The sequence below is a fragment of the Pseudomonas sp. NFIX49 genome (genome assembly GCF_900115915.1).
Taxonomy (GTDB): domain Bacteria; phylum Pseudomonadota; class Gammaproteobacteria; order Pseudomonadales; family Pseudomonadaceae; genus Aquipseudomonas; species Aquipseudomonas pharyngis.
Window position 1 is genome coordinate 810,990 of sequence record NZ_FOYE01000001.1, and the last position, 19,378, is coordinate 830,367.

At 61.1% G+C, this 19,378-nt stretch carries 23 protein-coding genes; 12 read left to right on the top strand and 11 right to left on the bottom strand.

What is annotated here, in order from left to right; all coding sequences use genetic code 11:
• Position 1: 1 nt before the first annotated feature.
• The 3 genes from BMZ46_RS03720 to BMZ46_RS03730 form a co-directional block, all read right to left on the bottom strand.
• Positions 2–367: an Mpo1-like protein gene (locus BMZ46_RS03720; RefSeq protein WP_039770492.1), complete on the bottom strand. Its 366-nt coding sequence runs from the start codon at positions 365–367 to the stop codon at positions 2–4.
• A 120-nt stretch (positions 368–487) separates the two neighbouring features.
• Complete coding sequence (locus BMZ46_RS03725) at positions 488–1,969, bottom strand: methyl-accepting chemotaxis protein (protein WP_039770490.1); 1,482 nt, start codon at positions 1,967–1,969, stop codon at positions 488–490.
• Positions 1,970–2,077: 108 nt separating this feature from the next.
• On the bottom strand, positions 2,078–2,884 hold the full coding sequence (locus tag BMZ46_RS03730; protein ID WP_074688000.1) for a TatD family hydrolase: 807 nt from the start codon (positions 2,882–2,884) through the stop codon (positions 2,078–2,080).
• Positions 2,885–3,119: 235 nt separating this feature from the next.
• Here BMZ46_RS03730 and BMZ46_RS03735 point away from each other — a divergent pair, with 235 nt between their 5' ends.
• From BMZ46_RS03735 to BMZ46_RS03745, 3 genes are all read left to right on the top strand, one after another.
• The gene (locus tag BMZ46_RS03735) at positions 3,120–4,541 is read left to right on the top strand and encodes an MltF family protein (RefSeq protein WP_074687998.1); all 1,422 of its coding nucleotides are present in this window, start codon (positions 3,120–3,122) and stop codon (positions 4,539–4,541) included.
• A gap of 107 nt (positions 4,542–4,648) precedes the next feature.
• Complete coding sequence (locus BMZ46_RS03740; RefSeq protein ID WP_074687996.1) at positions 4,649–5,083, top strand: DoxX family protein; 435 nt, start codon at positions 4,649–4,651, stop codon at positions 5,081–5,083.
• A gap of 250 nt (positions 5,084–5,333) precedes the next feature.
• Entirely contained in the window at positions 5,334–5,642 is a 309-nt protein-coding gene (locus tag BMZ46_RS03745; protein ID WP_011335317.1) for a hypothetical protein, read from the top strand.
• 3 nt (positions 5,643–5,645) lie between these two features.
• Here BMZ46_RS03745 and greB read toward each other — a convergent pair whose 3' ends face one another.
• The 3 genes from greB to BMZ46_RS03760 are packed head-to-tail and all read right to left on the bottom strand — an operon-like array spanning position 5,646 to position 9,365.
• Positions 5,646–6,143, bottom strand: a complete 498-nt coding sequence (gene greB / locus BMZ46_RS03750) for a transcription elongation factor GreB (protein WP_039770483.1) — start codon at positions 6,141–6,143, stop codon at positions 5,646–5,648.
• Positions 6,144–6,177: 34 nt separating this feature from the next.
• Complete coding sequence (locus tag BMZ46_RS03755) at positions 6,178–8,682, bottom strand: ABC transporter permease (RefSeq protein ID WP_074687994.1); 2,505 nt, start codon at positions 8,680–8,682, stop codon at positions 6,178–6,180.
• Positions 8,682–9,365, bottom strand: coding sequence for an ABC transporter ATP-binding protein (locus BMZ46_RS03760; RefSeq protein ID WP_074687992.1), 684 nt, complete (start codon positions 9,363–9,365; stop codon positions 8,682–8,684). The genes BMZ46_RS03755 and BMZ46_RS03760 overlap by 1 nt, the downstream gene beginning before the upstream one ends.
• A 10-nt stretch (positions 9,366–9,375) precedes the next feature.
• Between BMZ46_RS03760 and BMZ46_RS03765 the strand changes: the two genes are divergently transcribed.
• The 3 genes from BMZ46_RS03765 (at position 9,376) to BMZ46_RS03775 (ending at position 11,413) form a co-directional block, all read left to right on the top strand.
• On the top strand, positions 9,376–9,981 hold the full coding sequence (locus tag BMZ46_RS03765; RefSeq protein ID WP_007955652.1) for an arylesterase: 606 nt from the start codon (positions 9,376–9,378) through the stop codon (positions 9,979–9,981).
• 57 nt (positions 9,982–10,038) lie between these two features.
• The gene (locus BMZ46_RS03770; protein WP_003226812.1) at positions 10,039–10,332 is read left to right on the top strand and encodes a hypothetical protein; all 294 of its coding nucleotides are present in this window, start codon (positions 10,039–10,041) and stop codon (positions 10,330–10,332) included.
• A gap of 109 nt (positions 10,333–10,441) precedes the next feature.
• Entirely contained in the window at positions 10,442–11,413 is a 972-nt protein-coding gene (locus BMZ46_RS03775; protein WP_039770479.1) for a L,D-transpeptidase family protein, read from the top strand.
• 123 nt (positions 11,414–11,536) lie between these two features.
• Here BMZ46_RS03775 and oprI read toward each other — a convergent pair whose 3' ends face one another.
• Entirely contained in the window at positions 11,537–11,788 is a 252-nt protein-coding gene (gene oprI / locus BMZ46_RS03780) for an outer membrane lipoprotei OprI (RefSeq protein WP_025113130.1), read from the bottom strand.
• Between the two features lie 637 nt (positions 11,789–12,425).
• Between oprI and BMZ46_RS03785 the strand changes: the two genes are divergently transcribed.
• On the top strand, positions 12,426–12,707 hold the full coding sequence (locus BMZ46_RS03785) for a GNAT family N-acetyltransferase (RefSeq protein ID WP_007955658.1): 282 nt from the start codon (positions 12,426–12,428) through the stop codon (positions 12,705–12,707).
• A 68-nt stretch (positions 12,708–12,775) separates the two neighbouring features.
• On the opposite strand, the gene BMZ46_RS03790 is transcribed toward BMZ46_RS03785, so the two are convergent.
• Both BMZ46_RS03790 and BMZ46_RS03795 read right to left on the bottom strand, forming a co-directional pair.
• Entirely contained in the window at positions 12,776–13,852 is a 1,077-nt protein-coding gene (locus tag BMZ46_RS03790) for a 3-deoxy-7-phosphoheptulonate synthase (protein WP_007908583.1), read from the bottom strand.
• 130 nt (positions 13,853–13,982) lie between these two features.
• Complete coding sequence (locus BMZ46_RS03795) at positions 13,983–14,426, bottom strand: PilZ domain-containing protein (protein WP_039770477.1); 444 nt, start codon at positions 14,424–14,426, stop codon at positions 13,983–13,985.
• Between BMZ46_RS03795 and BMZ46_RS03800 the strand changes: the two genes are divergently transcribed.
• The 5 genes from BMZ46_RS03800 to cysB all read left to right on the top strand — a co-directional run bounded on the left by BMZ46_RS03800 (position 14,425) and on the right by cysB (position 18,383).
• On the top strand, positions 14,425–14,811 hold the full coding sequence (locus BMZ46_RS03800; protein WP_039770475.1) for a thioredoxin family protein: 387 nt from the start codon (positions 14,425–14,427) through the stop codon (positions 14,809–14,811). The genes BMZ46_RS03795 and BMZ46_RS03800 overlap by 2 nt on opposite strands.
• Positions 14,811–15,764 (top strand): putative 2-dehydropantoate 2-reductase, encoded by a 954-nt coding sequence (locus tag BMZ46_RS03805; protein WP_074687990.1) that lies wholly within the window; start codon positions 14,811–14,813, stop codon positions 15,762–15,764. The genes BMZ46_RS03800 and BMZ46_RS03805 overlap by 1 nt, the downstream gene beginning before the upstream one ends.
• A 23-nt stretch (positions 15,765–15,787) precedes the next feature.
• Entirely contained in the window at positions 15,788–16,693 is a 906-nt protein-coding gene (locus tag BMZ46_RS03810; protein WP_039770472.1) for a 5'-nucleotidase, read from the top strand.
• A gap of 98 nt (positions 16,694–16,791) precedes the next feature.
• Positions 16,792–17,295, top strand: a complete 504-nt coding sequence (locus tag BMZ46_RS03815; protein ID WP_007955683.1) for a universal stress protein — start codon at positions 16,792–16,794, stop codon at positions 17,293–17,295.
• Between the two features lie 113 nt (positions 17,296–17,408).
• A complete protein-coding gene (gene cysB / locus BMZ46_RS03820) occupies positions 17,409–18,383 on the top strand; it encodes an HTH-type transcriptional regulator CysB (RefSeq protein ID WP_003183769.1) in 975 nt (324 codons plus the stop codon).
• Between the two features lie 8 nt (positions 18,384–18,391).
• Here the strand turns inward: cysB and BMZ46_RS03825 are convergent, their stop codons facing one another.
• Positions 18,392–18,874, bottom strand: coding sequence for a GreA/GreB family elongation factor (locus BMZ46_RS03825; RefSeq protein WP_074687988.1), 483 nt, complete (start codon positions 18,872–18,874; stop codon positions 18,392–18,394).
• Between the two features lie 2 nt (positions 18,875–18,876).
• The gene (locus BMZ46_RS03830) at positions 18,877–19,284 is read right to left on the bottom strand and encodes a hypothetical protein (protein WP_039770468.1); all 408 of its coding nucleotides are present in this window, start codon (positions 19,282–19,284) and stop codon (positions 18,877–18,879) included.
• Between the last annotated feature and the right edge of the window lie 94 nt (positions 19,285–19,378).

The window sequence follows — 19,378 nt, forward strand, 5'->3', positions numbered from 1 at the left end:
CTCAATGGCGGCGATGGCGTTCACGCCAGGCGCGATACCAGCCGCCACTGAGGAAGAACCGCGGAAACGTCAGAAACTGCTCGACCAGCAGCCGCGAGACAGCGTCCTTGCGATCACTGAACGGCTCGGAGGCTTGCGCCTCCAGGCTGTGACCGTGACGCTGCAGACCCAGCGCCGCGATGATGCCGATCACACCGATCGCCACGCTGGCCAGACTCAGGCTGAACACACCTGAGACGATCAACAGAAACGCAACGATGAACAGCGGCACGGCAATCAGGTGCAGCACCAGATTGGTTGGGTGCTGATGGTTGTTCGGGTACGCGCGCCATTGCCACGCGGGAAGGTTGGGGTGACGTTTGCCCATGTTGCTGCTCCTCGATCCATGTTCAGTACATGGTTGAAGAATAGGCCCGGGCAGCGAGGGCGGCGAATCAAGGTTGGCTATTGAAGTGATAGGAACAATGGCCAATCTTGATGTTGTCTCCTAGAGCTTCAATTGGCCGATCGCCTTGTTCAGTTCCCCGGCCAGCGTCGCTAACTCGTTGCTGGTAGTCGCCGAATCCACGGTCTGTTGCACGGTATTTTCGGTCACATCACGAATGCTCACCACCGCGCGGTTCATCTCTTCAGCCACCTGACTCTGCTGTTCCGCCGCCACCGCAATCTGCGTGTTGCTCTCGCGCATTTGCGCCACCGCTCCGGTAATTTCCGCGAGCGCTTCTCCCGCCTCTTGCGCCTGCTGCACGCAGTCGTCGGCCTTGTACGAACTCTCCTGCATGAAGTCCACCGCATCGCGGGTGCCCGCCTGCAATGCCGAGACCATGGTGGTGATTTCATCGGTGGAGGTCTGTACGCGTTTGGCGAGGTTGCGCACTTCATCGGCGACCACCGCGAACCCGCGACCCATTTCCCCGGCACGGGCCGCTTCGATGGCGGCATTGAGCGCCAGCAGATTGGTCTGCTCGGCGATGCTGTGGATCACGCTGACCACGCCGTTGATCTTCTGGCTGTCCTCGGCCAGGCGCTGGATCATCTCGGCAGTCTGCTGCACGCCGCTGGACAGGCCGGCAATCGAATGCTGGACGCGGGTCACCACTTGCTGGCCGCTGCCGGCCAGGCCGTCGGCGGTCTGCGACAGGTCGCGTGTGGCGCCGGCGTGCTGGGCGATGTGGTAGACGGTGGCGGTCATTTCGTTGATCGCCGTGGCGGCCTGATCGGTTTCGCTCTGCTGGCCGAGCATGCCGTGACGCACCTCGTTCATGCTCGACGCCAGTCGCGCGGCGCCGACGTCCAGTTGCCGCGCAGTGTTGGCCACGGTGGTCACCACTCGCTGATAACCGGCCTGCATCGCATTGAACGCGTTGGCCATCTGCCCGACTTCATCCTTGCAGGCCAGTGGCACCCGGGCGGCGAGGTCGCCGGTTTTCTCCACGTGCAGCATCACGTCCTTGAGAGTGTTGAGCTGGCTGAGCAGGAAACGGATCAACAACTGTGAAGCGCCGAGCATCGCCAGCATCAGGATGAACACCGCCACCGCGTAGTTGGCGAAGCGCTCGCTGAATACCTGGCTGAGGCTGGGGGCGTAGGCGATCACGGCGACCTGCTGGCCATCGGCGCGGCTGAAGACCTCGGCGCCGAGCAGCGGGTTTTCGCCGAACAACGGCAAGTGACTGATCTCGATCCAGCCGCTGCTGTCGGTGATTTCCAGCAGTGGCTGATCGTTGAGGCGCGGCGCTTCACCGCGTTTGAAGGTCAGTACCTGATCGGATTTGGGCAGCGGCTGCCCGGCCGGCCAGGCCTTGAGCAATTGCGCCTGGGCCTGGGCCGAGGTTTGCGCGGCGTGGCTGCGGGCCTGTTGTTCGAGCTGCACGGCGTACAGCACCAGCAACAGGGTGGTGACAAAGGCGACCGCGTTGACCGCCCAGAATTTGTATTTCAGCGAGATATTGCTAAGCCAGGCACCCATGGAGGTCTTCTCTGATAGCGGAAACAGTTTTGGCAAGGTGCCATTATTGTGCCGCTACCCAGGTGCCCGGTTCTTGATATGCATCAACAACCGATGCATCTGCCTCTTTCAGGGCAGGATAGGTAAACCGTAGAACGCCCGCGCGCAGGCGGTGGTGTGGGCCGCCAGATCTTCCTCGGTTTCGCCTCGATGCAACGCGACCTCATGTAACACTTCGGTCAGATACGCCGGCTCGTTGCGTCCGTTTTTCGGCTTTGGCCGCAGTGTGCGTGGCAGCAGATACGGTGCATCGCTTTCCAGCATCAGGCGACCGCGTTTGATCTCCTTCACCAACGGATGCAAATGGGTGCCGCGACGCTCGTCGCAGATCCAGCCGGTGATGCCGATGTGCAGGTCCAGATCGAGGTAGCTGAACAAGGCTTTCTGCTCGCCGGTGAAGCAATGCACCACGGCGGCGGGCAATCGGTCGCGGAAGTCACGGAGGATTTCCAGCAGGCGCTGGCTCGCATCACGCTCGTGCAGGAACACCGGCAATTGCAGTTCGGCGGCCAGCGCCAGATGTTCTTCGAGGACTTTTTCCTGCTGCGGGCGCGGCGAGAAATCGCGGTTGAAATCCAGTCCGCATTCACCCACCGCCATTACGTTCGATTCCTGCAGCAGGCTGCGAAGACGCCGTGCGCTGTCGGCGTTCCAGTCGCTGGCCGAATGCGGGTGAATGCCGGCGGTGGCAAACAGTCGCTGGCCGTCCGGATCCAGTTGCTGGCACAGTTCCAGCGCCTGTTCGCTGCCCTCGACACTGGTGCCGGTCAGCACCAGTTGGCAGACCCCGGCAGCGTAGGCGCGGTCGAGCACGGCCTGGTGTTTGTCGGCGAAACTGGGGTTGGTCAGGTTGACGCCGATATCGATGAGTTGCATGGTGCTACCTCGGGCCGAAGGCCGGAAAGCATATCAGAGCTGTAGATTTATAAGAAAAGCCAAGAACTACAACGGCTTATGGCTGTCTGTTGAGGCCGCGTAGCAGGCCGGGTTGGCAGAATTGCCATCACTGTGCCAGTCTCTCGCACTTTATCAGCGCTCCAGGCGCTCTGTTTTCGTCGGTGTTTTACGACCGCTCAGCGGTGAAACGCCCCGTATTCTTTCCGGAGAGTGGATGATTCGTCCCTCGGTTTTGCTCCTGCTGTGTGGTTCGCTGCTGTTGCCGATGACGGCGGTCGCGCGGCTGCCCGGACCACTGCAAGCCGTGCCGGCCGCCAAGGTTCGCGACCTGACCGAAATCCGCAGCAGCCGCGTCTTGCGGGTGCTGGTCAACCAGAGCCGCAACAGTTCCGGCGAAGTCCAGGGCCAGGCCATCGGCATCGAATACCACCGGCTGCGCGCCTTCGAGCAATACCTCAACGGCCACGCTCGCGACGGCCAGGAAATCACCCTCAAGATCATCCCCAAAGCCAAGGATCAATTGCTCGGTGCGTTGCAGCGTGGCGAAGGCGATCTGGTGGCACCGGGCGAACTGCTCGAGCTGCAACCGGGCCACGCAGTCGCCAGTAGCGAGCCGATTGCCAGCAACGTGCCGCTGGTGCTGGTCGGCATCAAGGGTGAAAAGCGCTACACCAAGGTTGAACAACTGGCCGGCAAAACCCTGGCGTTGCCCACCGGCAGTGCGGCGGGGGAGGCGGTCAGCCAGCTCAACCAGAAACTGGCGCTGCACAAACTGGCGCCGATCAAGATCGAATGGGTCGATCCAACGCTGGCGGTCGAGGATGTGCTTGAGATGGTTCAGGGCGGGATTTTCCACCTGACCATCGTCGAGCAACCGATTGCCGAGCGTTGGGGCAAGATCCTGCCCAAGCTGCGTTTCGACCGGCAGGTAATGATCAACGAGCCGGGCGAGGAATACTGGTTCGTGCGCCGTGATGCGTCGATGTTGCGGGCGAGCATCGACCGCTTCCTCACCGGCTACAAGAAGCCGGCGAACGAAGATGCGGCCTTCCTGCGGATCTACCGCCGTCTCTATCAAGTGCACTATCCGTTGGCCAAGGCTGACCGTCAGCGTCTGGAAAAACTGCGACCGACACTGCAGAAGCACGCCGAAGCGCAAAACATGGACTGGCTCAACCTGGCGGCGCTGGCCTTCAAGGAATCGGCGCTGCAGCCCAACGCGCGCAGCGGCAGCGGGCCGACCGGGCTTATGCAGATCACCCCGTCGGCGGCACAGCGGGTTGGCGTCAACAACATCCAGAATCTCGATGCGAATGTGCAGGCCGGGGCCAAGTACCTGGCGATGATCCGCCGCAAGTTCTTCAACAGTCCGAAACTCAATGAGCGCGAGCGCATGGCGTTCACCCTGGCGGCCTACAACATTGGTCCGGAGCGAGTGCAAGGCATGCGTGCCGAAGCGCGGCGTCGCGGCCTGAATCCCAACCAGTGGTTCTTTCAGGTCGAGCGCATCGCCATGGAGCAGGTGGGAATGGGCCCCGTCAGCTATGTTAATAGCGTGAACAAGTATTACTTGGCGTTCGACCGGGAGCGGGAGTCGTTGGAGCCCGGGGGGCAGAAAGTTGTCTCACGCAAATGATCAAATAAGTTGATTGTTATGGCGGAATTTTTGCGCTTTTAACATGAAAATAACTGATTAATATAGCGGCCAACCAACAAGCACTTCTGACAACAAGGAAACGCAACATGAGCTCTCTGATCAACAAGGTTCTGTTCACCCGCGCCGGCTACGGTCTGACCATTCTGCGCATTGCCGTCGGCGTGATCTTCGCTGCCCACGGCTCGCAGAAACTCTTCGGTCTGTTCGGTGGCTACGGTCTGGCAGGCACCGCGCAATACATGGAAAGCATCGACCTGACCCCGGGTTACCTGATGGCCACCCTGGCCGGCGGTACCGAGTTCTTCGCTGGTCTGGCGCTGATCATCGGCCTGCTGGTTCGCCCGGCGGCGTTGGGTCTGACCTTCCTGTCTCTGGTGGCGATCTTCACCGTACACATCAGCAACGGACTGTTCATGGCCAACAACGGTTACGAGTTTGCCCTGGCTCTGCTTGGCGGCAGTCTGGCAGTACTGATCGAAGGTGCCGGCAAGCTCTCGGTGGATCGCGCCATCGCCGGTTGACCGCTCTGGCTCAAGCAAAAGGCCCGCATTCTGCGGGCCTTTTTTGTTGCGGCTGATTCTTGACACTGGGCGGTCACGTTCTCTAGGATGCCGCTCATGCGCCGATTTAAACAGCTACTTGCGGGGCGCCAGGTGACTATTCTTCAGTTGCCGTCAGAAGCCGGAACAGGGCTTCGAAATACCGCTAAAGCGCTGGTTCGGTGTTGCCTCTCACCTGCCATGCAGACTTTTGAGGCAGAGACACGACACGATGAATGCACTACGCCCTCCAGCACGTCCCGCGCCGATCACGGCACATATCACCCAGCGCAATCCGAAAATCCTGCTTGGCGGCAAACATCAGCCGACGCTGTTGCGTTATCTCGATGGCTGGCCACGTCGCAGCGGCGGTCCTGCCGCATTCCTGATCCAGTTCGTTGAAGACGGTGAGTCGCTGGCGCGTTTTGCCGATGACAGTTTCGATCTGGCCGTCATTCAGGCCCCGAGCCGTGAAGAGGCGCCGGAAATGATTCGCCAATTAACCCGCGTCGCACGCCAGGGCCTGATCACCCGGCGCTGAGTGTCAGGGATATTCGATCGCCACGATGTAGACGAACTGTTCGCCGGTTGGCGTCTGTACCCGAACTTCGGCATCCAGCGCCTTGCCGATCAAGGCGCGGGCCAGCGGTGAGTCGATGCTGATCAGGCCGAGTTTCAAGTCCAGTTCGTCCGGGCCGACGATGCGATAGCGCGACTGTTTGCCGTCCTCGTCTTCGATGGTCACCCAGGCGCCAAAGTAGACCTTGTTCGGGTCACTCGGTTTTTCGCTGACCACTTTCAACGCCTCAAGGCGTTTGGTGAGAAAGCGCACGCGGCTGTCGATCTCGCGCAGCATTTTCTTGCCGTAGGTGTACTCGGCATTTTCCGAACGATCACCCTGAGCCGCCGCTTCGCTGACCGACTGCGTCACCTGCGGTCGGCGCACATGCCACAGCTCATGGAATTCGGCGCGCATCCGCGCTTCACCCTCGGGGGTGATCAGCGCGGTGCCGGCGGTGCGGGGAGGGCGATAACGGCTCATGGCAACTTCTTTTGATGGAGATCGCTGGAGTCTATCAACCCTCGCGCAACACTGTCAGCGGGCTGGCGTTCAGCGCACGTCGCGTGCCGAACACGCCGGCGCCACCGATCAGCGCCGCGCCGATCAACGGCAACAGCAGCAACCACGGATGGGGATGCCATGGCAGGTCGAAGGCGAAGCGATACAGCACCAGACTCACCACTTCCGAACCGATCGCCGCGAGCAACCCGCTGACCGCTCCGAGCAAGCCGAACTCGATTCGTCGCGCCTTGATCAGCAACTGGCGCTCGGCACCCAGCGCACGCAGCAGTGCGCCCTGGCGAATGCGTTCGTCCAGCGTTGCCTGCAACCCGGAAAACAGCACCGCCATCCCCGCCGCCAATACAAACAACAACACATACTCCACCGCCAGGGTGACCTGGGCGAGGATGCTGCGCAGCTGTTCGAGCAAGGCTTCGACCTGCAGGATGGTCACCGCCGGGAATGTTCGCGACAGCTCGACGATCTGCTGATCGTGACCGGGCGCCAGATAGAAGCTGGTCAGGTAAGTCGCCGGCAGATCCTTCAGAGTGCCGGGCTGGAAGATCATGAAGAAGTTCGGCTGGAAGTTGTCCCAGTTGATCTCCCGCAGGCTGGTGACCTTCGCTTCACGATTGACCCCGCCGACGCTGAACACCATGTGATCGCCCAGTTTGAGCTTGAGGCTTTCGGCCACCTTGCCTTCCACCGAGACGCCCGGAACATCGTCCGAAGGCCGGCCGGTCCACCACGAACCGGCGGTGATCTTGTTGCCCGCCGGCAGATCGGCCGCCCAGGTCAGGCTCAGGTCGCGCTGGATCGCGCGGTCGCCGGCCGAATCCTTGCTGACAATCTGCTGCACCGCTTCGCCATTGATGCTGATCAAGCGTCCCGGCACCACCGGGTACAACGGCGCGGCCTGGGCCGAGACATTGATCAGGTGATCTGTGAAGGCCTGTTTGTCTGCCGGCAGGATGTTCAGGGCGAAATAGTTGGGTGCGTTTTTCGGCAACTGGTTCTGCCAGGTGTCGAGCAATTCGCCGCGCAGCAAGGCGATCAGCGCCATGGACAGCAGGATCAGCCCGAAGGCCAGTGACTGGCCGGCTGCCGCCAAGGGATGGCGCAACAACTGACCCAACCCGAGGCGCCACGGCAGAGACGCGCGAGCGAGCAGGCGACGCAGGCTTTGCAGCAGCAAAAGCAGCAAGCCGCCGAGTACCAGCGCGGCGACCACACCGCCGCCGAGCAGGGCGAACGTCAGCAGCAGGTCCAGACTCAGGCGCCACATGATCAACCCGAGCGCGCCGAGTGCCGCGCCATAGACCATCCAGGTGCTCGATGGAATCGGCAGCATGTCCCGACGCAATACCCGCAACGGCGGCACGCGGCCCAGTGCGGCGAGCGGTGGCAGGGCGAAACCGGCCAGCGCCACCAGCCCGGTGCCGATGCCGGCCAGTGCCGGCAGCAAGCCACCCGGCGGTACGTCGGTCGGCAGCAGATCATGCAGCAGCGCGAACAAGCCCAATTGTGCGAGCCAGCCGAGCAGGGCGCCGCCGAGGCTGGCGAGCAGGCCGAGCACCGTCAATTGCAGACTGAACAGCACCAGGGTTTCCCGGCGTGACAGACCCAGGCAACGCAGCAGGGCGCTGGCATCGAAGCGGCGACTGGCGAAGCGGTTGGCCGACAACGCCACCGCCACCCCGGCCAGAAGCACGGCGACCAGACTGGCCATGTTCAGATAGCGTTCGGCCTTGCCCAGTGCACCGCCGATCTGCCGGTTGCCATCGCGGGCATCTTGAATTCGCTGGTTGGCGGCAAGGCCCGGTTTGATCAGTTGGCGATAGGTTTCCAGCGCTTGCGGCTCACCGCGCCAGAGCTCGCGGTAGCTCACCCGGCTGCCGGGTTGCACCACGCCGGTGGCGGCGAGGTCGTCGAGGTTGATCAGCACCCGTGGCGTCAGGCTGTAGAAGTTACCGGCGCGATCCGGTTCGTAAGTCAGCACTCGCGTCAGTTTCAGCGTCTTCATGCCGACGTCGATGCTGTCGCCGATCTTCAGGTCCAGCGCTGTCAGCAGGCGCGCTTCGACCCAGGCTTCACCGGGCTGCGGCTCGCCTCCAGCCTCCTCTGTCGCGTAAGGGACGGGAGCGCTTTTCAGTTCGCCGCGCAGCGGATAGGCGCGGTCGACGGCTTTGATACTGGAGAGCTGAATGCCGTTGTCCGTGGCGATGACGCTGGAAAACTCCACCACCTGCGCATGATCCAGGCGCAGCTCGGTGCCGCTCCGGATTTGTTCCGGACGAGCCGGCGAGCTGCCTTCGAGCGACAGGTCGGCCCCGAGAAACTCGGTGGCGCGCAGCATCATCGCGCCGTTGAGGCGGGCGCCGAAATAGCCGATCGCGGTACTCGCCGCGACCGCCACCACCAAGGCGAAAAACAGCACCCGCAGTTCACCGGCGCGGGCATCGCGCAGCAGTTGGCGCAGGGCGAGGCTGAACAGACGCAACAGCGGCAGACGTGCCATCAAGGCTCCAGAGGGGCGACCAACAGGCCGGCTTCAAGACGGATCAGGCGCCGGCAACGATGGGCCAGGCGTTCGTCGTGGGTCACCAGCACCAGGGTGGTGCTGCGTTCCTTGTTCAATTCGAACAGCAAGTCGCTGATGCGCTCGCCGGTGTGGCTGTCGAGGTTGCCGGTGGGTTCGTCGGCGAACAGCACGTCCGGCTCGGCGGCGAAGGCCCGGGCAATTGCCACGCGCTGCTGCTCACCACCGGAGAGCTGACGTGGCGAGTGAGTCAGGCGCTGGCCGAGGCCGACCCGTTGCAGCAGTTCGGTGGCGCGGCTTCGGGCGTCTTTGCGGCCGTCGAGCTCCAGCGGCAGCATGACGTTTTCCAGCGCGTTCAGACTGTCGAGCAATTGGAACGACTGAAAGACGAAGCCCACGTGCTCGGCGCGAATGCGCGCGCGCTGGTCTTCGTCGAGATTGCTCAGGCCTTGCCCGGCGAGCGTCACTTCGCCGCTACTCGGCAGATCGAGGCCGGCGAGCAGACCCAGCAGGGTGGATTTACCGGAACCGGACGCGCCGACGATGGCCAGGCTGTCGCCCTTGTTCAGTTCCAGGCTGAGTTCGTGCAGGATGGTCAGTTCACCTTCCGCGCTGGGAACCACTTTGCTAAGGTTCTTCGCGGTGAGAATGCTTGCGCCCATGGAGAATCCGATGCGTGTGTGGTTTTTGAGTGCTGGCCTGGCCTTGATGTGCATGGCCCAGAACGCAGCGGCGGGTACAGTCCTGATCGTTGGCGATAGTATCAGCGCGGGTTTCGGACTGGATACCCGGCTTGGGTGGGTGTCGTTGCTTGAACAGCGGCTCAAGACCGAAGGTTTTGACGATAAGGTGGTCAATGCGTCCATCAGTGGCGACACCAGCGCCGGAGGCCAGGCGCGGCTGCCGGCGCTGCTTGCAGAGCACAAGCCGGAACTGGTGATCCTCGAATTGGGCGGCAACGATGGCCTGCGCGGAATGCCGCCGACGCAATTGCAACAAAATCTTGCTTCGATGATCGACAGCTCTCGCCAAAGTGGTGCCAAGGTGCTGTTGCTCGGCATGCAATTGCCACCCAACTACGGCAAGCGCTATACCGATGCCTTTGCCGAGGTCTACGGCAAACTCGCCGAGGAGAAGAAAATCCCGCTGGTGCCGTTTTTCCTCGACGGCGTGGGCGGGCATCCGGACCTGATGCAGGCCGACGGTCTGCACCCGGCGGCCGGGGCTCAGGGCAAGTTGCTGGAAAATGTCTGGCCGACGCTAAAACCGCTGCTATGAGGCTTTTCTAGCGGCAGGCTTTCGGCTAATGTGGCGCCCCCTTATTTGGAGCCCCCGATGCCGCGTCCTGCCTGGTCCCTGTTCGCCTACCAACTGATCGAGCCTGACGAACAGCTGGATCTGTTCGCCTGCCAGGAAGTGCGGGTGCATCTGGTGACCCGTCAACTGGAACTCGGTGGTTCGGCGGACCGCACCCTGTGCGGCAGTCTGCTGCCGGCGCAACCGCGCTGGTCGAGCGTGGATCGCCGGGTGTTCCAGGATCAGCGCCTGTGCTCGCTGTGCCGGGCGATCCTCGAATCGCAGAAGCGCGGCACTTCGCCTATCTGGCCTGAGCTGCGTTTCGAGCTCTGAGTCCTTTTTCGTCGATATCGCGGTCTATCGGCGCATCTCCCCGAATTCCCTGGGCGCGGTGTACAATCGCGCTCTTATACCCTTGTCGATCTTGCGAAGGATTCTCCGGATGTTGCCGCGTTTTCCTGCCGTCACCCGCTGCCTGTCTCTTGCCGCCCTGTGTGTGGCCGGTCCCGTTGCCGCACTGGAGTTTCCCCTGCCACCACCCGGTGAGGACATCATCGGCCAGGTGCAGGTGATCAAGGCCAAGTACGAAGACACTTTTGCCGATCTGGGCACCACCTACGATCTGGGTTATTCGGAGATGGTCGCGGCCAACCCGGGCGTCGATGCCTGGTTGCCGGGTGCCGGTACCGAAGTGGTTTTGCCGACCCGCTTCATCCTGCCGCCGGGGCCGCGTGAAGGCATCGTGATCAACCTGGCCGAATACCGTCTCTACTACTACCCGAAGGGCCGGAACGTGGTGTACACCTTCCCATTGGGAATTGGTCGTGAGGGCTGGGGTTCGCCGATTGCCCACACTTCGATCACTGCCAAGACTCCGAACCCGACCTGGACGCCGCCTGCCTCGATCAAGGCCGAGCACGCCGCCGATGGCGATCCGTTGCCGAACGTGGTGCCCGCCGGTCCCGACAACCCGCTGGGCCCGTTCAAGTTCACCCTGGGGACTCCAGGCTACCTGATCCACGGTTCGAACAAGAAGTTCGGCATCGGCATGCGCACCAGCCACGGTTGCTTCCGCATGTTCAACAACAACGTGCTGGAAATGGCCAGCATGGTGCCGGTGGGTACGTCGGTGCGGATCATCAACGATGCGTACAAGTTCGGTCGCAGTGGCGGCAAGGTCTATCTGGAAGCGCACACGCCGATTGACGACAAGGGCAACCCGTCGGTGGTCGACAAGCACACCGCCGTGATCAATGCGATGCTCAAGCGCGAAGACATCACCAACAATCTGCGCATGAACTGGGATGTGGTGCGTGATGTGGTGGCGGCCGAAGATGGCCTGCCAACTGAAATCGGCACGCCGAACACTTCGGCGCCGATGGTCTCCAGCGCACCGATCGACCTCCAGCAATAAGCTGTAAGACAGAACCCGCCGAGGCTATTGCATCGGCGGGTTTTTTGTCGCCCGTAGAAAACAGCGGGCACAAAAAAGCCGACCCAAAAAATGGGTCGGCTCGATAACAATCCCGGAGGATTATTACTTGCGGCTAGCTTTGTCCAGCATGCGCAGAGCACGCTCGTTAGCTTCGTCGGCGGTCTGTTGTGCTTTTTGAGCAGCAGCCAGAGCTTCATCAGCTTTACGGTAAGCTTCATCTGCACGAGCCTGGGCGCGAGCAGCTGCGTCTTCAGTAGCGGTCAGACGTGCTTCGGTTTCTTTCGATGCGCTGCTGCAACCGGTAGCCAGAACTGCGGCCAGAGCCAGAGCAGAGAATTTCAGAACGTTGTTCATCGTGTTCCCCTTCAAGGACTTTCAATTAAGTGGCTGTCTCCTCCGATTGAGGAAATAGCCGGCGTACATACTACCCATTACTTGTAGTAAGTAAACTGACGTAAGGCAAGAAGCAAAAAAAATTGTAGGCGTTGATTCTTTTTCGAGCAACTTTTAACTGCGCTGTATAAAAAATATCCAGCTGTAAGCCGCGAGATGAGCGAGTTAATGAGAAAAAGTTCCCGGTGCCGTGCGCTGTTTTGCAGGTAGTGGCCAAAGTCTGTCTATATGGATTCGTCCACACTTTTGTTGCGAATTTGCGCAGCGCCTCGCATATCTTTGTCCATGTTGAGGTGACTTTAAAACAGGCGGCTCGTCTTAAGTCTCAACATCCGGCGATGTTCAGCCTTTCGGCTCGGGAAGATCGTCTCCCGAACCGGCCCTGAGTCCACCGGAACTGCCCCGTCAATTCGCACGATGACGAGCGTACCTTGAGCATTTTCGCCAATGGTGCCTACTATTTGATACGTGCTCGGGTTGCGCGAGATCGGTGCAGTTCTTCTCGGTGTCCATCAGGCACGGGGTGGCGTAGATGTTCCTTCGCCGGGAAAACATCGGTAAGGTAGGGGTCAGAATTCGAGACCCGCGAGGAGTAGTGATGAGCGAGGCGTTGTCCATCCACCATGACCAGGCTGGTCATCAGTTCGAGACCAATGTGGACGGTCATCGTGCCTACCTGACCTACATGGATCTGGGGAAACAGACCCTGGATATCTACCGCACCTTCGTGCCCAACGCGCTGCGTGGCCGAGGCATTGCGGCAGCCCTGACCGAGCGGGCGCTGCAATACGCCGATGAAATGGGTTACACGGTCATTCCTTCGTGCTCCTACGTGGAGCGCTACATGGAGCGTCATCAGCGGCGCACCGCCAAGATCTGACTGACCTCACCGCACACACAAAAACGCCGGGCAATGCCCGGCGTTTTTTTGTGCCTGCGAAACGGCTCTCAGCTGCGCTGACGTTTGGGCAGTACATCCTTGAGCTTGGCGTGCATGCTGCGCAAGGTGTTCTCGGTAGCAGACCAGTCGATGCAGGCATCAGTGATCGACACGCCGTATTGCAGGTCGGCGAGGTCTTTCGGGATGGCCTGGCAGCCCCAATTCAGGTGACTTTCGACCATCAGGCCGATGATCGACTGATTGCCTTCGAGGATCTGGTTGGCGACGTTCTCCATCACCAGCGGTTGCAGGGCCGGATCCTTGTTGGAGTTGGCGTGGCTGCAATCGACCATGATGTTCGGCTTGATCTTCGCCTTGTTCAGCGCCTGCTCACACAGGGCGACGCTCACCGAATCGTAGTTCGGCTTACCGTTGCCGCCGCGCAGCACCACGTGGCCGTAGGCGTTGCCCTTGGTGGTGACGATCGACACGCCACCTTCCTGGTTGATGCCCAGGAAACGGTGCGGGCTGGAGACCGACTGCAAGGCGTTGATCGCCACGGTCAGGCCGCCGTCGGTGCCGTTCTTGAAGCCGACCGCCGAGGACAGGCCGGAAGCCATCTCGCGGTGGGTCTGGGATTCGGTAGTCCGTGCGCCGATGGCCGACCAGCTGATCAGGTCCTGCAGATACTGCGGGGAGATCGGGTCGAGGGCTTCGGTCGCGGTCGGCAGGCCTTTCTCGGCCAGGTCCAGCAGAAGCTGGCGACCGATGTGCAGACCGTCCTGGATCTTGAACGAGTCATCCAGGTACGGGTCGTTGATCAGGCCTTTCCAGCCGACGGTGGTCCGTGGCTTCTCGAAATACACGCGCATGACCAGATACAGGGTGTCCGAGACTTCTGCCGCCAGCACCTTCAGGCGATCGGCATATTCATGGGCAGCCTTGATGTCGTGGATCGAGCAGGGGCCGATCACCACGAACAGACGATGGTCGGTGCCATCGAGAATGTTGCGGATGACTTCGCGACCCTTGGTGACGGTGCGCAGGGCCGCGTCGCTCAGAGGGATATCACGCTTGAGCTGATCGGGAGTGATCAGGGTCTCGTTGGAAGCGACGTTCAGGTCGTTGATCGGTAAATCAGCCATCGTTTACTCGTCAGGTCACGGGTGCCGGCCGCCAGCGATCCCCGCGCGGCGGAGCACAGCGGATTTAAGCGCGTCGGGGAGCCGAACCTTATCGCGTTAGGCGCCTGCTAGACAATGGGCAAGTCACTGTTCAGTCCAGCACAGGCTGCGCGAAAGCCTTGCGAACGGTGTCGTGGGAGAACTCGTCGGCGTGTTGTTCGACCCATTGCAGGGCCAGGGCCTGAATATCCTGGAGGTCTTCGTGGGCGTAGTTGAGTCGGCAATAGCGTTCGATCTGACACACCTGCTCACCCATTCGGGCGCTGAACAGCGTCTGTTCGTCGGTGAAGGCGATGCCCACCAGATAGCCTTTTTTACGTCGCAGGCACCAGGCCACGTAGCCCGGATAACAGATGTCGGCGTTGAGGGTGGGCATGCGCACTTGCAATGCGGTGCCATGGCGCCAGGCACGGTGGTAATTGCAAGCGATGCCGCCGAGGCTGATAGTGTGCAGCCGTTGACGCGAAATACACTCCGGTGTGAGCAAGGTCAACTCAACGGGTACTTCATCCGGATGAGGAATAAACCGTCCCATGAGCACAGACTCCCTGTGTCGGCCATTTGACATTGTTTCCCCCAGTATAGTGGTCGAATCGCAGCTGACCGATTTCGACGCCGACCAGCGGCTGCTGACGATGAGCGGCGTTTCGCTGGTGATTTTCACCAGCGTCGGCTGCGCCAGTTGCCGCTATGCCCGCGAAGTGTTGCCGGGGCTCGATCTGGTCGTCGATCGCGTGTGCTGGATCGATGCCGGTGACAACGGCGGACTGGTCGAGCGTTATCAGGTCTTTCATTTGCCGGCGCTGTTTGTGGTGCGCGACGGCGAGTTCTTTGGGGCGGTACACACGCGCCTGAATGCCGATGAGCTGAACGCAGCCGTGGCGCAGGCGCTGGGTCGAATTGCAGAGGAGTTGCCGTAATGGGAGCAGTGAACAAACCGGTGGTGGGGATCATTGGCACCGGCGCCATCGGCGGGTTTTACGGGGTGATGCTCGCCCGGGCCGGGTTCGATGTGCACTTTCTGTTGCGCAGTGAATTTTCCGCAGTCGCCGAACGCGGCTTGCAGGTGGACAGTGCCGTGCATGGTGCGTTGACGCTGAGCCCGGTGCAGGCCTATTCGTCGGCTGAAGACATGCCGCCCTGCGACTGGCTGCTGGTCGGCGCCAAGACCACCAGCAATGCCGGGCTGGCGCCGTCGATCATTCAGGCGGCGAAACCCGGCGCGAAAGTGCTGGTATTGCAAAACGGCCTCGACGTCGAAGACAGCTTGCGGGCATTGCTGCCCGACTCCCTGCATTTGCTGGGCGGCTTGTGCCTGATCTGCGTCCACCGCGAAGGGCCGGGCCAGGTCACCCACCAGGCGCTGGGGGCGGTGAACGTCGGTTATCACAGCGGCCCGGCAGCGGATGACGCGGCGCGCATGGCAATCGTCGAGGAGGGCGCCAGTCTGTTTAGGGCCGCCGGTCTCGATTCCCAGGCGATGCCGAACCTGCATCAGGCGCGCTGGCAGAAACTGGTGTGGAACATTCCCTATAACGGGCTTTCGGTATTGCTCGGCGCCGGCACCACGCCGTTGATGGCCGACAATGACAGTCGCGCATTGATTCAGGCACTGATGGCTGAAGTGGTGCAGGGCGCCAAGGCCTGCGGCCACGACATGCCGCCCGGTTACGCCGAATACCTGTTCATGATGACCGAGAAAATGCCCGACTATTGGCCGAGCATGTATCACGATTTCCTGCACAAGCGACCGCTGGAGCTGGAGGCGATCTACGCTCGTCCTTTGGCGGCGGCAAAAGCGGCAGGCTGCGAGTTGCCGCGTATCGAATCGTTGTATCGCACATTGAGCTTTATCGACCGGCGCAACGTTTAAACCGGTCGCATTGGGGGAAAGGCATGGCCAAGAACATCGATGACAAACTGGTGCTGGCGATCTCGTCCCGTGCCCTGTTCGACCTCAGTGAGAGTCACAAGGTCTACCTGTCGAGCGGCGTCGAAGCCTATCGGCAATATCAGATCGAACACGAAGACGAAATCCTCGCGCCGGGTGATGCCTTTCCGCTGGTGGAAAAACTGCTCAATCTCAACAGTCGCCTCGGTCGCGCCCGGGTCGAGGTGATTCTGGTGTCGCGCAACAGCGCCGACACCGGCCTGCGCGTTTTCAACTCCATTGGTCACTACGGCCTGGCGATCTCCCGTGCGGCGTTCGTTGGCGGGCGCAGTCCTTATCCGTACCTGAAGGCTTTCGGTTGCGACCTGTTTCTCTCCACCCATGCCGAAGACGTACGCGCCGCGCTGGATGCCGGTTTCGCGGCGGCGACCATTCTGTCCGGCGGCGCCAGTCGTGCGGCCAGCGACGAATTGCGCATCGCCTTCGACGGTGATGCGGTGCTGTTTTCCGACGAGTCGGAGCGCGTCTATCAATCCGGTGGCCTCGAAGCCTTCCAGGCCAAGGAGCGTGAATCCGCTCGCGAACCGTTGCGCGGCGGGCCGTTCAAGGGCTTTCTCGCGGCGCTCAATCTGTTGCAGCGCGAGTTCTCCGATGAGGAGTGCCCGATCCGCACCGCACTGGTCACCGCGCGTTCGGCTCCGGCCCATGAGCGGGTGATCCGCACCTTGCGCGAGTGGGACATTCGTCTGGACGAGTCGCTGTTCCTCGGCGGCCTGACCAAATCGGCGTTCCTCGAAGCCTTCGCCGCCGACGTGTTTTTCGACGATCAGGCCGGCCACTGCGAGCTGGCCCGGGAAGTGGTGGCGACCGGTCACGTGCCCCACGGCATCAGCAACGAACCGGCGGTCTAAAGCCCTCGTGGTTCAAGACGTTGCGTCGCACGTCGTACTCGCCAAGGCACTGCTAAGCTGAATCAAATCTCCGCCATGTTGGCACGCGAGGAGGTCATATGATTCGTTCGATGCTGTATGCCACTGACCTCGGTCTGTACGCACCGTTAGTGATGCAGCATGCCCTGGCGATGGCGCGAACGTTCAATGCCGATCTGTACGTGGTGCACGCGGTGGAGCCCATGGGGCTGTTTGCCGAATCGGTGTTGCAGAGCTATCTCGACGAACAGGCATTGAACGAATTTCACAGTCAGGGTCTGAAAACGGTCATTGCCAATATCGAGCAGCGGGTGCTCGACAGTTTTCGCGAAGAACTGGGGGACGAGGGCGAGCAGGACCTGCAGCGGATACGCGCAGTACGGGTGCTGCAGGGCGATCCGTCACAGGTGATTCTCGATCAGGTGCAGAAACTCTCTGTCGATTTGCTGATCGTAGGAAGTCACAGCCACGGGGTCGGGGCGGAAACACCTTTGGGGCGAACGGCGGCCCGGCTGCTGCAATTGTCCAAGGTGCCGGTTTATCTGGTGCCGCTGGTGGAGCGTCGGCGTCGGGAGGATCGCTGAAGCAGGAATAATGGCACTTTGATAAAAAAGTTCTAGATTTATTCTTCAAACCATTAATATAGTTATATACCGTCGCTGATGCCCGTGGCGTCTACCTGCTTTGAGGGATTCATATGAAGCTTCAACAATTGCGCTACATCTGGGAAGTGGCGCACCACGACCTCAACGTTTCCGCTACAGCCCAAAGCCTCTACACCTCGCAACCGGGCATCAGTAAACAAATCCGTCTGCTGGAAGACGAACTGGGCGTCGAAGTGTTCGCCCGCAGCGGCAAGCACCTGACCCGTGTCACGCCAGCCGGCGAGCGCATCATCACCACTGCCGGTGAAATTCTGCGCAAGGTCGAAAGCATCAAGCAGATCGCCCAGGAATTCTCCAACGAGAAGAAGGGCACCCTGTCGATCGCCACCACTCACACCCAGGCACGCTATGCGCTGCCGCCGGTGATCAGCAATTTCATCAAGCAATACCCGGACGTGGCGCTGCACATGCACCAGGGCTCGCCGATGCAGATCGCCGAGATGGCCGCTGACGGCACCGTCGATTTCGCCATTGCCACCGAAGCGCTGGAGCTGTTCGGCGATCTGGTGATGATGCCGTGCTATCGGTGGAACCGTTGCGTGGTCGTGCCTCAGGGCCACCCGCTGACCAAACTGCCGAAGCTGACCCTTGAAGCGCTGGCCGAATACCCGATCGTGACTTACGTGTTCGGTTTCACCGGCCGTTCGAAACTCGACGAAGCCTTCAGCCATCGCGGCCTGACGCCAAAAGTGGTGTTCACTGCTGCCGACGCCGACGTGATCAAAACCTACGTACGTCTGGGCCTGGGTGTTGGCATCGTGGCGAAAATGGCGGTCGACACCAAACTGGATAACGATCTGGTGGTGCTCGATGCCAGCGAACTGTTCGAGTCCAGCGTGACCAAGATCGGTTTCCGCCGCGGCACCTTCCTGCGCGGCTTCATGTGCGACTTCATCGAGAAGTTCGCGCCGCACCTGACCCGCGAAGTCATGGCCAAGGCCATTCAGTGCCACAACAAGCAGGAACTGGAAGAGCTTTTCGATGGTGTCGAACTGCCCGTCCACTAAGTCCCCGTCTACAGCACCTCGGTGACAGCAAACTGTTGCCGGGTGCCCGCCACCAGAATCTCCACCTCGTCACCCTCGAACTTGCCCAGCAGGCTTTTGCCCAGCGGCGAGCGCGGGGTGATGACGGTAATCGGCTGACCCACCACATCGACTTTCAGACCCGCCGCATCCGGCGCCAGAAACAGCCATTGCTCGCGACCCTTTTCGTCTTCCAGACCGAGCAGGGCGCCGATCTCAATCCCGCGTTGATCGTCATACGCGCGCAGCGTCAGGTTCTGGCACAGCGCCAGTGACTGACGAATTTCCTCGACCCGTTTCGCCTGGCCCGCCGCCAGATACGACGCCTCGAGGCCCAGAGTGTCGTACTTGTTTTCGGCGATGTTCTCTTCGTGGGTTGCGGTTTCGTAAGCGGTTTGCGCCGCGCGTTCGGCGATGTCGAGATCGACGCGCAGCTTGTCGAGAATCAGTTGGTGAACCGTCTGTTTATTCATGATCAATCGCAGAATTGCAGGACGTTGGCGCGGCTCTTTTCGCTGGGGGCCGTCTGATCCTGTTGCAGCCAGAACTGGCATTTGGGGTTCGACAGATTACGTGTGCTGCCACGGGCCTGGTCCAGGCGTGCCTGCTGTTCGTTCTTGCGCAGGTTTTCTTCGTACTGTTCGAACAGGCGGTTTTGTGGCTCAGGTTCTGGCTGCGGCTGGGCGGCTACCGGAGGCTTGCTCAGTTGTTGCACCGCTTCCGCCACCGGCTGCAATTGACGGCTGAACAACAGCGAGGCGAGCCAGCAAGTAAGTGCAATGGCCAGGAAACCCAGCCACAGACCCAGGGCAATGCTGCCAGTCAATTGCAGCGCGCTAAGCTGAACAGGTAACGGGCGACGCGGGTTGGGACGATAGGGCATGGCTGCCTCCTGGCGGATGTATGCGGGCGAGCAGCGATTGTCGCACGAAGATTAATTGCCGTCGGCTCTTCTGCGCGAAGACATTTATGCGGAC